This window comes from Mycolicibacter longobardus (genome assembly GCF_002102265.1).
In the GTDB taxonomy this organism is placed as follows: Bacteria; Actinomycetota; Actinomycetes; order Mycobacteriales; family Mycobacteriaceae; genus Mycobacterium; species Mycobacterium longobardum.
Genome location: NZ_LQPG01000022.1, coordinates 98815 through 111473, shown reverse-complemented (window position 1 = coordinate 111473; position 12659 = coordinate 98815). Strand labels below are relative to the sequence as shown.

8 protein-coding genes are annotated in these 12659 nt (G+C 66.9%); 5 read left to right on the top strand and 3 right to left on the bottom strand.

Annotated elements, in window-relative coordinates; genetic code table 11:
• Position 1: 1 nt before the first annotated feature.
• On the top strand, positions 2-682 hold the full coding sequence (locus AWC16_RS12775) for a YoaK family protein (RefSeq protein WP_085265123.1): 681 nt from the start codon (positions 2-4) through the stop codon (positions 680-682).
• 97 nt (positions 683-779) lie between these two features.
• On the opposite strand, the gene AWC16_RS12770 is transcribed toward AWC16_RS12775, so the two are convergent.
• Positions 780-1772: an esterase family protein gene (locus AWC16_RS12770; protein WP_085265122.1), complete on the bottom strand. Its 993-nt coding sequence runs from the start codon at positions 1770-1772 to the stop codon at positions 780-782.
• Positions 1773-1983: 211 nt separating this feature from the next.
• Between AWC16_RS12770 and AWC16_RS12765 the strand changes: the two genes are divergently transcribed.
• Complete coding sequence (locus AWC16_RS12765) at positions 1984-3207, top strand: CoA transferase (protein ID WP_085265121.1); 1224 nt, start codon at positions 1984-1986, stop codon at positions 3205-3207.
• 17 nt (positions 3208-3224) lie between these two features.
• Positions 3225-3680 carry a MaoC family dehydratase gene (locus tag AWC16_RS12760; protein WP_085265120.1) on the top strand — a complete coding sequence of 152 codons (456 nt, stop codon included), beginning with the start codon at positions 3225-3227 and terminating at the stop codon, positions 3678-3680.
• On the opposite strand, the gene AWC16_RS12755 is transcribed toward AWC16_RS12760, so the two are convergent.
• Both AWC16_RS12755 and glnA read right to left on the bottom strand, forming a co-directional pair.
• Positions 3668-4750, bottom strand: a complete 1083-nt coding sequence (locus tag AWC16_RS12755; protein WP_207572314.1) for a MinD/ParA family ATP-binding protein — start codon at positions 4748-4750, stop codon at positions 3668-3670. The two genes, AWC16_RS12760 and AWC16_RS12755, sit on opposite strands and share 13 nt — an antisense overlap.
• A 126-nt stretch (positions 4751-4876) precedes the next feature.
• Complete coding sequence (gene glnA / locus AWC16_RS12750) at positions 4877-6301, bottom strand: type I glutamate--ammonia ligase (protein ID WP_085265119.1); 1425 nt, start codon at positions 6299-6301, stop codon at positions 4877-4879.
• Between the two features lie 261 nt (positions 6302-6562).
• Between glnA and gltB the strand changes: the two genes are divergently transcribed.
• Positions 6563-11185 carry a glutamate synthase large subunit gene (gltB, locus tag AWC16_RS12745; protein ID WP_085265200.1) on the top strand — a complete coding sequence of 1541 codons (4623 nt, stop codon included), beginning with the start codon at positions 6563-6565 and terminating at the stop codon, positions 11183-11185.
• Positions 11178-12629 (top strand): glutamate synthase subunit beta, encoded by a 1452-nt coding sequence (locus AWC16_RS12740; protein WP_085265118.1) that lies wholly within the window; start codon positions 11178-11180, stop codon positions 12627-12629. The genes gltB and AWC16_RS12740 overlap by 8 nt, the downstream gene beginning before the upstream one ends.
• Positions 12630-12659: the final 30 nt, after the last annotated feature.

Sequence of the window (12659 nt, the reverse complement as noted above, 5' to 3'; positions counted from 1 at the left end):
CGTGCTAGACAAACGTCGCTACGGCAGCGAAATCCGACTGTCCTGGGTGCTTGCCGGGCTTGCCGGGGTGCTGGCCGCCACAGCGTTCACCCACTCCGAGGGCTACTTCGTCACCTTCATGACCGGCAACGCCGGACGTGCGCCGCTGGGGTTGTTCACCGACAGTCTGTGGATGTCGATTTCGGCATTCGCCCTGCTGGTGTCCTTCATCACCGGCGTGGTGGTCGCATCGCTGTGCCATCGGTATGTGTGGCGAAGCCGGCCGCACGGCGCGATACGGCTGACCGGGGTCTCACTGTTGATCGCGACCATCGTCGACTGGATCGAGGGCGGGCCGGCGCTGCCGGTGCCGCTGCTGCCGATCCTGCTCGTCGCGTTCGGGGTGGGTGCGCTGAACACCACGTTCGTCCGCGACGGCGAAGTGTCGATTCCGTTGAGCTACGTGACCGGCACCGTGGTGAAGATGGGGCAGGGCATCGAGCGTCACATCAGCGGCGGAAGCATTCACGACTGGTTCGCGAATTTCATGCTGCTCTTCGGGTACATGTCGGGGGCCTTCGTCGGCGGCATCATCAGCCTGTTCGCCGGTGGTACCTGGATGCTGGCGGTCGCGACGGGCATCTGCCTGATGGCGACCTGGTACAGCCACCGCTATGTCGACAGCCGCGGCCTGTGGCGCTGACCGACTCCTCTGCTCGGTCCAGCGCATAGCGCCTATCCCTACAAACACGTCGGCAGCAGTGCTGGATTGCACTGCTGCCGACGTGTTGGGGGGTCGATCAGGTCGGGTCGACGCCCACACCCAGGGTGCGCTGGATGTCGGGCTTCATCGCGACCAGCTGCTGGTTCCAGTACGGCCAGGCGTGCGTGCCGTCGGCCGGGAAGTTGAACACCCCGTTGTTGCCGCCGGCGGCCGCGTAGTTCTGCTGGAAGCTCTGGTTGGTGCGCAGCGTCAGGCTCTCCAGGAACTTGGCGGGCAGGTCGTTGCCGCCCAGGTCGTTCGGGGTCCCGTTGCCGCAGTAGACCCAGATCCGGGTGCGGTTGGCCACCAACCGCGGGATCTGCAGCATCGCGTCGTTACGCTTCCAGGCCGGGTCCGACGACGGGCCCCACATGTTGCTGGCGTTGTAGCCGCCGGCGTCGCTCATGGCCATCCCGATCAACGTCGGCCACCAGCCCTCCGACGGGTTCAGGAATCCTGAAAGAGCTGCCGCATAGGGGAATTGCTGCGGGTAGTACGCCGCCAGGATCAGCGCCGAACCGCCCGCCATCGACAGCCCCACTGCCGCATTGCCGTTGGGTGAGACGCTCTTGTTGGCCTGCAGCCAGGCGGGCAGCTCCCGGGTCAGGAAGGTCTCCCACTTGTAGGTCTGGCAGCCGGTCTTGCCGCATGCCGGCTGATACCAGTCGGAGTAGAAGCTGGACTGCCCGCCGACCGGCATCACGACCGACAGTCCGGACTGGTAGTACTCCTCGAACGCCGGGGTGTTGATGTCCCAGCCGTTGTAGTCGTCCTGGGCGCGCAGCCCGTCCAGCAGATACACCGCGTGGGCGCCACCCGGCTGGAACTGCACCTTGATGTCGTGGCCCATCGATGCCGAGGGCACCTGCAGGTACTCCACCGGAAGGCCCGGGCGGGAGAACGCCGACGCGTTGCCCGAACCACCGACGACCCCGACGAGGCCGCCCAGCAGCGCGGCCCCCACCGCCGCGACCATCAGCCGGCGCGGGAGCCGACCTGCCGCGTGACGCAACTTCTCAACGCTCTTCATAGCTCATTCCCATCCCAATGTCGTTCCGCAAGACGCGGTCCAGTCCTTCTGCAAGGGAGTCAAACACGGTGCTCGGTCGTGTCCTGTTCGCCGCCACGGGATTTCATATCGCGGTTCGGCAACGATTGAGATTCGACGCGGACTCGCCACCGTCCGGACGGCGATCCGGGTAGGCATATAGTCGACGTAATAATCGACGGAGGGGCAGGTCATGCGGGCGACTGCTGGGCCCTTGGGGGCTGCTGGGGCTCCGCTGGCCGGGGTGCGCGTTATCGAGATCGCCAGTTTTGTCGCGGTACCGCTCGCCGGGATGACGCTCGCGCAGCTGGGCGCTGACGTGGTGCGGATCGATCCGGTCGGTGGCGCGGCCGACTACCGTCGCTGGCCGGTCACCGATGACGGCACCTCCATCTACTGGACAGGTCTCAACAAGGGCAAGCGTTCGGTGGTCGCCGACCTGCGTTCCCCCGAGGGGCAGCGGGTGGTCCAGCGCCTGATCGCCGACAGCGGCGTCTTGTTGACGAATATGGCGGGCCGACAATGGCTTTCCTTCGAGACGCTGGTGGCAGATCGTCCCGATCTGATCCACCTCGAGGTGCTCGGGCGCGCCGACGGCTCTACCGCGGTGGACTACACGATCAACGCCGGTGTCGGTTTTCCGTTGGTGACCGGTCCGGCCGACTACAGCGCTCCGATCAACCACGTGCTGCCGGCGTGGGACATCGCGTGCGGGCTGCATGCCGCGCTGGACGTCACCGCTGCGCTGCGCCGCCGGGACCAGACCGGCCAGGGGTGCCGCATCCGGCTGGCTTTGGAGGATGTCGCGCTGGGCACCGCCAGCGCGCTGGGTTTCCTCACCGAGGCCATGGTGAACGGCGCCGAGCGGGAGCGGAGCGGCAACGTGGTCTACGGCACCTACGGGCAGAGTTTCACCAGCGCTGACGGGGTGTCGTTCATGGTCGTCACGCTGACCGACCGGCATTTCCGCGATCTGGCTGAGTTGACCGGTTCGACGAAAGTCCTTGCCGCACTGGCTCAGGCACGCGATATCGATTTCTCCGACGAGGGGCAGCGTTACCGTCACCGCGATCTGCTCTCCGGGCTGTTCAGCGGCTGGTTCACCGAGCGGCCGGCGGCGCAGGTCGAAGCCGCCCTGGCGGGAACGTCGCTGCTGTGGGACCGCTACCGCAGCTTCGCCGAGGTGGCCGCCGACGAGCGTCTGCGCGACAACCCGATGTTCGCGACACTGCATCAGCCCCGGGTGGGAGAGTATCTGGCGGCCGGGCTGCCGGCGTCGATCGACGGCGCCCACCCACCCGCGGTCGCGGCCCCGGCACTGGGCGCGCACACTCAACAGGTGCTGGCCGATCGGCTGGGAATGAGCACCGACGAAATCGGCCGATTGTGCCAAAGCGGCGCGGTGGCAACGGATTAGCGAAGGAGTCAGAACACGTGCGTACTTATCGATCGATCGACGAACTTGCCGCATGCCAGGGCGGGGTGATCGGCAGCAGCGACTGGGTGACCATCACCCAGGATGCCGTCAATCTGTTCGCCGACGCGACCGGTGACCATCAGTGGATTCATGTCGACCCCGAGCGCGCTGCCGACGGACCGTTCGGGACCACGATCGCCCACGGGTACATGACGTTGGCCATGCTGCCGCAGCTGATGCAGCAGATCTACCGCCTCGATGGGGTCAAGCTGGCGATCAACTACGGGCTGAACAAGGTGCGCTTCCCGGCCCCGGTGCCGGTCGGCTCCAAGATCCGGGCCGAAACGTCCGTCGTCGAGGTGGCCGATGTCGGCGGCGGCGCCCACCAGGTGACCTTCTCGACCACGGTGTCCATCGACGGCAGCGCCAAGCCGGCGTGCGTCGCCGAGAGTGTCGTGCGCTACGTGCTCTGACTCGGGCCGGTCTTGGCCTCCCGGCCGCTGGGGCGGGCCGAGAAGTAGCGCGCGATGATCGCGGCGACCTGGAGGAATCGGCGGCGGGTGCCGGGGGACATCCCGTTCAGCACGTCGATGACACCGCCGGGCCGTAGGTGCGGGTCGAACGGCACCTCGACCACCGCCTGGCCGTGCTGCAGGAACTGCGAGGTGAGCGCGGAGCGGGTGCGTTTGTCGGCGTGACCGTCGGAGTCGTTGAGCACCACCACGGTGCGCTGCAGCAGGCCGCCCTGGCCGCGGTCGGCCAGCCACTCCATGGTCTTGGCGGCCGCACCGGCCCCGTCCGCCCACGGCGACGAGACCACGATCAGCGCGTCGAGGTCGCGCAGGGCCTCCTGGGTCACCGGCGAGTCCATCGTCGAACCGCAGTCGATGATCGAGATGGTGAAGTGCCGATCCAGGCGCAGCGCGGCCTCCCGGTACAGCGCCGCGTCGAGGATCCGGCGCCGTCCCACGGCCGGCTCACCCACCAGCACGTACAGTCCCGCCGCGTTGGCGCCCACGCGGCTGGTGATGTCGGTGAAAGACTGCATGCCCTGCTCGGCCGCCAGATCCCAATATGAGCTGGTGGCGTGCGGGTCGATACGGCTACCGAGTCGGCCGAACGCGGTGTCGGCGTCGACGGCCACCACGTGGTCGGCCCGGCGCAGCGCGGCGAACACCGAACCCACGCTGGCCGCCACGGTGGTCTTGCCGACGCCGCCCTTGCCGAGTACCCCGACCTTGTAGCTGCCGTTCGGCATGGACCGGATGGCCGCCTGGTAGGCGACTTCTTCACGCTCGGCCGGCGACGGACCCAGGTTGACCAGCCCCAGCGTCGCGGACAGCAGAACGCGCCGCCAGCCGCGCGTCGGTTGCAGCCGCAACGCCGGACCGGGCGGCGGGTAGGGCGGGGAGGGCATGGCGGCGGTGGGCGGTGCGGGCCGCGGCGGTTGCTGCGGGGGCGGCGCCCAGGGCGGTGGATTCTGCGGTGGCGGCACCCGGCCCTGCGCGAAGTTGCCCCGCAGGAAGTTGTCGTCTGCGTTCATAGGCTCCTCGAGGCATACGGCAGCGGCGCGGCCAGGTGGCCCAACAACACTGCAGCTTAATCGCGGAGGTGCCCACAGCTGCTCAGACCGGCCAAGACCGGCCGAAGATCGGCGTACCGGCCCCGGTCAGCAGTCGTAGTAGAGCGCGAACTCGTAGGGGTGTGGGCGCAGGTTGACCGGCGTGATCTCCTGGTCGCGCTTGTAGCTGATCCAGGTGTCGATCAGGTCGGGGGTGAACACCCCGCCTTCGGTGAGGTACTCGTGGTCGGCCTCCAGGTTGTCGATCACCTGGGACAGGCTGGTCGGGGCCTGCGCGATGGCGGCGGCCTCGTCGGCCGGCAGGTCATACAGATCCTTGTCGACCGGGGCGGCCGGCTCGATCTTGTTCTTCATGCCGTCGATCCCGGCCATCAGCATGGCCGCGAACGCCAGATACGGGTTGCCCGAGGAGTCCGGGCAGCGGAACTCCAGGCGCTTGGCCTTCGGGTTGGTGCCGGTGATCGGGATGCGTACACACGCGGAGCGGTTGCGCTGGCTGTAGACCAGGTTGATCGGTGCCTCATAACCCGGGACCAGTCGCTTGTAGGAGTTGATGGTCGGGTTGGTGAACGCCAGCAGCGATGGGGCGTGGTGGAGGATGCCGCCGATGTAGTGCCGGGCGGTGTCGGACAGTCCGGCGTAGCCGACCTCGTCGTAGAACAGCGGTTCGCCGTCCTGCCACACCGATTGGTGTACGTGCATGCCCGAACCGTTGTCTCCGAAGAGCGGTTTGGGCATGAAGGTGACGGTCTTGCCGGCCTGCCAGGCGGTGTTCTTGATGATGTATTTGAACAGCATCAGGTCGTCGGCGGCGTGCAGCAGGGTGTTGAACTTGTAGTTGATCTCGGTCTGTCCGCCGCTGCCGACCTCATGGTGACCGCGCTCGACGGTGAAGCCGGCCTTGATCAGGTTGGTGGTCATGGCGTCGCGCAGGTCGACGTACTGGTCGTTGGGTGCCACCGGGAAATAGCCGCCCTTGGGACGAACCTTGTAACCGAGGTTGGGGCTGCCGTCCGCTTCGGTGGGCCGACCGGTGTTCCACCACCCCGAGGCGGAATCCAATTGGTGGAAAGAGCCGTTGATCTGCGAATCGAAGCTCACCGAGTCGAAGATGTAGAACTCGGCCTCCGCACCGAAGTAGGCCGTGTCGGCGATACCGGTACTGGTGAGGTAGTTCTCCGCCTTGCGGGCGATGTTGCGCGGGTCACGCGAGTAGGGCTCGCGGGTGAACGGGTCGTGCACGAAGAAGTTCAGGTTAAGCGTCTTAGCAGCCCGGAACGGGTCGATGCAGGCGGTCTCCGGGTCGGGCAGCAGCAGCATGTCGGATTCGTGGATGGACTGAAAGCCGCGGATGGAGGAACCGTCGAACGCCAGCCCGTCTTCGAACACACTCGCGTCCAGTGCGTCGGCCGGGATCGAGAAGTGCTGCATAACCCCAGGCAGGTCGCAGAACCGAATGTCGACATACTCAACCTTCTCATCGGCGACGAGCTTGAAAATATCGACGGACATGGCGGATCTCCTTTGCGCGAGGTCAGCCAGACGATAGGCAGTCCACATTTCCCGAACATCATCCGGTTATTACGCCGGTGTAACACGGGCCTCACCGGGTGCCTGGTAGCACGCTGTGCAGATCGGGGTATATCGTGGCGTTGCCTGTCGAGATTTTCTCCACAGGCCCGCCCGTTCAATGTCGCACGGACCAATCCTCTTGATCGCTTGTCTATCTATAGCCAGGCGAATGGACAGGGAAGTGTGAAGGGTCAGATGGCGATGGCACCCAGCCGGGTAGGGCTCTATAACCCCGCGTTCGAACATGACGCATGCGGGGTGGCGATGGTGGTCGATATCCACGGCCGGCGTAGTCGCGACATCGTCGACAAGGCGATCACCGCGTTGCTCAACCTGGAGCACCGCGGTGCCGCCGGCGCCGAACCGAACAGCGGCGACGGCGCCGGGATCCTGATTCAGGTCCCCGACGCATTTCTGCGTGCGGTAACCGATTTCGAGTTGCCGCCCGAAGGAAGCTACGCCACCGGGATCGCTTTCCTGCCGCAGTCCGCCAAAGAGTCGGCGGCGGCGTGCGTCGGCTTGGAGAAGATCGTGGAGGCCGAGGGCCTGCAGGTACTCGGCTGGCGCGAGGTACCGATCGACGACTCGTCGTTGGGTGCGCTTGCCCGCGACGCGATGCCGACCTTCCGGCAGCTGTTCATCGGCGGAGCGTCCGGCATGGCTCTGGAGCGCCGGGCCTACGTCGTCCGCAAGCGCGCCGAACACGAGCTGGGCAGCAAGGGTCCCGGGCAAGACGGTCCGGGACGGGAATCTGTCTATTTCCCAAGCCTTTCCGGTCGCACCATGGTGTACAAGGGCATGTTGACCACGCCGCAGCTCAAGGCGTTCTACCTGGACCTGGCCGACGAGCGGATGCAGAGCGCGCTGGGCCTGGTGCATTCCCGGTTCTCCACCAACACCTTCCCGTCATGGCCGCTGGCCCACCCGTTCCGGCGCATTGCGCACAACGGCGAGATCAACACCGTGACCGGCAATGAGAACTGGATGCGCGCCCGGGAGGCGTTGATCCGCACCGACGTCTTCGGCGCCGACAGCTCGGAGCGCTTCGGGGGCGCGAAAAGGACCGCCGACAAACTGTTCCCGATCTGCACGCCGGGTGCCTCGGACACCGCCCGGTTCGACGAGGTGCTCGAGCTGCTGCATCTGGGGGGCCGCAGTCTGCCGCATGCGGTGCTGATGATGATCCCGGAGGCCTGGGAACGCCACGAGAGCATGGACCCCGCGACCCGCGCCTTCTACGAGTACCACGACTCGCTCATGGAGCCCTGGGACGGTCCGGCCTCGATGACCTTCACCGACGGCACCGTGGTGGGCGCGGTGTTGGACCGCAACGGCTTGCGGCCATCACGTATCTGGGTCACCGACGACGGGCTGGTGGTCATGGCATCCGAGGCCGGGGTGCTCGACCTGGACCCCGCCACCGTGGTGCACCGGCAGCGCCTGCAGCCCGGCAAGATGTTCCTGGTGGACACCGCCGCCGGGCGGATCATCTCCGATGAGGAGATCAAGTCGACGTTGGCGTCCGAACGTCCCTACCAGCAGTGGATCGACGAAGCCCTGATCGGAATCGACGAACTGCCCGCCGGTGACGCACCCCACATGGAGCACCACCGGGTCCTGTTGCGCCAGCAGGTGTTCGGATACACCTACGAAGAACTCAACCTGATCCTCGCGCCGATGGCTCGCACCGGTGCCGAGCCGATCGGGTCGATGGGTACCGACACGCCGGTGGCGGCACTCTCTTCACGGCCCCGCCTGCTCTTCGACTACTTCCAGCAGCTGTTCGCCCAGGTCACCAACCCGCCGTTGGACGCCATCCGCGAAGAGGTGATCACCAGCCTGCAGGGCGCGCTCGGGCCGGAGGGGGATCTGCTCAACACCGAGGAGCCCACCTGGCGGCAGATCGTGCTGTCCCAGCCGATCTTGAGCAACTCCGAGCTGGCGAAGCTGGTGAAGCTGAGCCCGGACCAGCAGATCGGCTCCCGGGGCCCGCACGGTCTGTCCACGGCCGTCATCAGGTGCCTGTATCCGCCCGCTGCGGGCGGCGCCGGGTTGCGTGCAGCGCTCAAGCAGGTGTGTGCGCGGGCCTCGGAGGCCATCGCCGAGGGTGCCAGCTTCATCGTGATCTCCGACCGGGAATCCGACGAGACGCTGGCGCCCATCCCGTCGCTGTTGGCGACCTCCGCGGTTCATCACCATCTGGTCGCCGAACGCAGCCGCACCAAGGTGGGTCTGGTGGTGGAGTCCGGTGATGCCCGCGAGGTGCACCACATGGCGGCACTGATCGGGTTCGGCGCTGCCGCCATCAACCCGTACATGGCGTTCGAGTCCGTTGAGGACATGCTCGACCGGGGTCTGATCGACGGTGTCGACCGCGAGAAGGCGTTGTCCAACTACGCGAAGGCCGCCGGCAAGGGCGTGCTGAAAGTCATGTCCAAGATGGGGATTTCGACGCGGGCCTCCTACACCGGCGCGCAACTGTTCCAGCCGATCGGCATCTCCCAGGACGTCCTCGACGAGTATTTCACCGGGCTGTACTGCCCGATCGGCGGCATCACGCTCGACGACATCGCCGCCGACGTGGCCGCCCGCCACGGGTTGGCCTACCTGGACCGCCCGGAGGAACGCGCTCACCGGGAGCTGCCGGTGGGCGGTGAATACCAATGGCGGCGCGAGGGCGAGTACCACCTGTTCAATCCGGAGACGGTGTTCAAGCTGCAGCACTCCACCCGCACCGGCCAGTACGAGGTCTTCAAGGAGTACACCGCGCTCGTCGACGATCAGAGCGAGCGCCTGGCCACCCTGCGAGGCCTGCTGCGATTCAAAGCCGGTGAGCGGCCTCCGATTCCGATCGAGGAGGTGGAACCGGCCACCGAGATCGTCAAGCGGTTCGCGACCGGCGCGATGAGCTACGGCTCGATCTCCGCCGAGGCCCACGAGACCCTGGCGATCGCGATGAACCGGATCGGCGGCCGGTCGAACTGCGGTGAGGGCGGCGAGCACTCCGGCCGCTTCCTGCCCGACGCGGACGGCTCCTGGCGGCGCAGCGCGATCAAGCAGGTCGCCTCGGGCCGATTCGGCGTGACGAGCGAGTACCTGGTCAACTGCACCGACCTGCAGATCAAGATCGCTCAGGGAGCCAAACCCGGTGAGGGCGGACAGCTTCCGGGCAACAAGGTGTATCCGTGGGTCGCCGAGGTTCGGCACGCCACCCCGGGCGTCGGGTTGATCTCCCCGCCGCCGCACCACGACATCTACTCCATCGAGGACCTCAAACAGCTGATCCACGACTTGAAGAACGCCAACCCCGAGGCTCGCATCCATGTGAAGCTGGTCGCCGAGAACGGCGTCGGGACAGTGGCGGCCGGGGTGTCCAAGGCACACGCCGATGTCGTGCTCATCTCAGGGCACGACGGCGGCACCGGGGCGGCGCCGCTGACCTCGCTCAAGCACGCCGGGGCGCCGTGGGAGCTGGGGCTCGCCGAAACCCAGCAGACACTGCTGCTCAACGGTCTTCGAGACCGGATCGTGGTGCAGGTGGACGGACAGCTCAAGACCGGCCGCGACGTGGTGATCGCCGCGCTGCTGGGCGCCGAAGAGTTCGGCTTCGCCACCGCGCCGCTGGTGGTGTCGGGCTGCATCATGATGCGGGTCTGCCACCTGGACACCTGCCCGGTGGGGGTGGCCACCCAGAACCCCGAGCTGCGTGAACGATTCACCGGGCGCCCGGAGTTTGTCGAGAACTTCTTCTGGTTCATCGCCGAGGAGGTTCGCGAATATCTTGCGGCACTGGGATTCCGGACGATCAACGAGGCTGTCGGTCAGGTGAGCGCGCTGGACACCACGCTGGCTCGTGCGCACTGGAAGGCCCACAAGCTCGACCTCACACCGGTTCTCCACGAGCCGGAGTCGGCGTTCATGAACCAGGACCTGTACTGCACCTCCGTTCAGGACCACGGTCTGGACAAGGCGCTGGACCAGCACCTGATCGCCATGAGCCGCGAAGCGCTCGACGCCGGCACGCCGGTCCGGTTCACCAGCGCGATCTCCAACGTCAACCGGACGGTCGGCACCATGCTCGGCCATGAGGTCACTAAGGCCTACGGGGCCCGTGGCCTGCCCGACGACACCATCGACATCACCTTCACCGGTTCGGCGGGCAACAGCTTCGGGGCTTTCCTGCCGTCCGGGATCACCCTGCGGGTCTTCGGCGACGCCAACGACTATGTCGGCAAGGGCCTGTCCGGTGGCCGGCTGGCGATCCGGCCCCCCCTCGATGCGCCTGACGGCTACGTCGCCGAGGACAACATCATCGGCGGCAACGTGATTCTGTTCGGTGCGACCAGCGGCGAGGTGTTCCTGCGCGGAGTGGTCGGGGAGCGGTTCGCGGTCCGTAACTCCGGTGCGGTGGCGGTGGTCGAGGGTGTTGGCGACCACGGCTGCGAATACATGACCGGTGGCAAGGTGGTGGTCTTGGGCCGCACCGGCCGCAACTTCGCCGCAGGCATGTCTGGCGGAGTGGCCTACGTCTACGACCCGGACGCAGAACTGCCGGGCCGGCTGAACACCGAGATGGTGGACCTGGACAGGTTCGAGGATTTCGACGACGCCGACGTGAGCTGGCTGCGCGACATACTGGCGGCACACATCGCCGCCACCGACTCCGTGCCTGCGCGGGAGATCCTGGCCGACTGGTCCAACCGCGCCCGCGACTTCGTCAAAGTGATGCCGCGCGACTACCGGCGGGTGCTCGCCGCGGTCGCAGAGGCGAAAGAGAACGGTACCGATCCGGAAGAGGCGATTATGGCGGCGGCTCATGGCTGACCCGAGGGGCTTCATCAAATATCCGCTGCGGATCCTGCCGCAGCGGCGGCCGGTTGACGAGCGCCTCGGTGACTGGAACGAGGTGTATCAGGAGTTCACCGAAGACACCCTGCGACAGCAGGCTGGCCGCTGTATGGACTGCGGCATTCCGTTCTGCCACACCGGATGTCCGCTGGGCAATCTGATCCCGGAGTGGAACGACCTGGTTCGCACCGGGCGCTGGCGGGAGGCTTTCGACCGGCTGCACGCCACGAACAACTTCCCGGACTTCACCGGGCGGCTCTGCCCGGCGCCGTGCGAGCCGGCCTGTGTGCTGGGCATCAACCAGCCTCCGGTGACCATCAAGCAGGTCGAGTACGAGATCGTCGAGCGCGGATTCAAAGAGGGTTGGGCGCAACCGATCCCACCTTCGGCCCACACCGGGAAGTCGGTCGCGGTGGTGGGTTCTGGGCCGGCCGGTCTGGCCGCGGCTCAGCAGCTCACCCGGGCCGGGCATGCGGTGACGGTGTTCGAGCGTGACGACCGCATCGGTGGCCTGCTGCGCTACGGCATACCGGAATTCAAGATGGAGAAGCGCATCGTCGACCGGCGGCTGGAGCAGATGATCGGCGAGGGCACGACGTTCAAGACGGGCGTGAACGTCGGCGTGGATCTGACGGCTGAGCAGTTGCGGGCTGATTTCGACGCTGTGGTGCTGGCCGGCGGCGCCACGGCCTGGCGTGATCTGCCGATCCCGGGCCGGGAACTCGACGGCATTCACCAGGCGATGGAGTACCTGCCGTGGGCGAACCGGGTGCAGGCCGGTGACCTGGACGAGCCGCCGATCACCGCGCACGGCAAGAAGGTGGTCATCATCGGCGGTGGCGACACCGGCGCCGACTGTCTGGGTACTGTGCACCGCCAGGGCGGAACCTGCGTGCACCAGTTCGAGATCATGCCGCGCCCACCGGAGATCCGTGACCCGTCCACGCCGTGGCCGACGTATCCGTTGGTCATGCGCGTCACATCCGCGCACGAGGAGGGCGGGGACCGGGTGTTCTCGGTCAACACCGAGGAGTTCATCGGCCGAGACGGCCGGGTGACCGGGTTGCGTGCGCACGAGGTGCGCCGCCGCAACGGCGGTTTCGAGAAGGTGGAGGGCACCGACTTCGAGCTCGAAGCCGACCTGGTGCTGCTCGCGATGGGCTTTGTCGGACCGGAACGGTCAGCGCTGCTGACCGATCTGGGGGTGGAGTTCACCGAACGTGGTTCGGTCGCCCGCGACCCGGAGTACGCCACCGGGGTGCCGGGGGTCTACGTCGCCGGGGACATGGGGCGTGGACAGTCTCTGATCGTCTGGGCGATCGCCGAGGGACGGGCCGCGGCGGCTGCCGTGGACCGGTATCTGATGGGCAAGACCGCACTGCCGGCCCCGATCCCGTCGACGGCAGCGCCGATTCGCTGAATCGGTGCGGGCAGTGGCACCCAGGTAGCC

Excerpts from the sequence above, each read along its gene's own strand:
- AWC16_RS12755 (WP_207572314.1), bottom strand. The coding sequence starts at position 4,750 with ATGAACGCAGACGACAACTTCCTGCGGGGCAACTTCGCGCAGGGCCGG.
- AWC16_RS12765 (WP_085265121.1), top strand. The coding sequence starts at position 1,984 with ATGCGGGCGACTGCTGGGCCCTTGGGGGCTGCTGGGGCTCCGCTGGCC.
- AWC16_RS12740 (WP_085265118.1), top strand. The coding sequence starts at position 11,178 with ATGGCTGACCCGAGGGGCTTCATCAAATATCCGCTGCGGATCCTGCCG.
- AWC16_RS12770 (WP_085265122.1), bottom strand. The coding sequence starts at position 1,772 with ATGAAGAGCGTTGAGAAGTTGCGTCACGCGGCAGGTCGGCTCCCGCGC.
- glnA (WP_085265119.1), bottom strand. The coding sequence starts at position 6,301 with ATGTCCGTCGATATTTTCAAGCTCGTCGCCGATGAGAAGGTTGAGTAT.
- gltB (WP_085265200.1), top strand. The coding sequence starts at position 6,563 with ATGGCACCCAGCCGGGTAGGGCTCTATAACCCCGCGTTCGAACATGAC.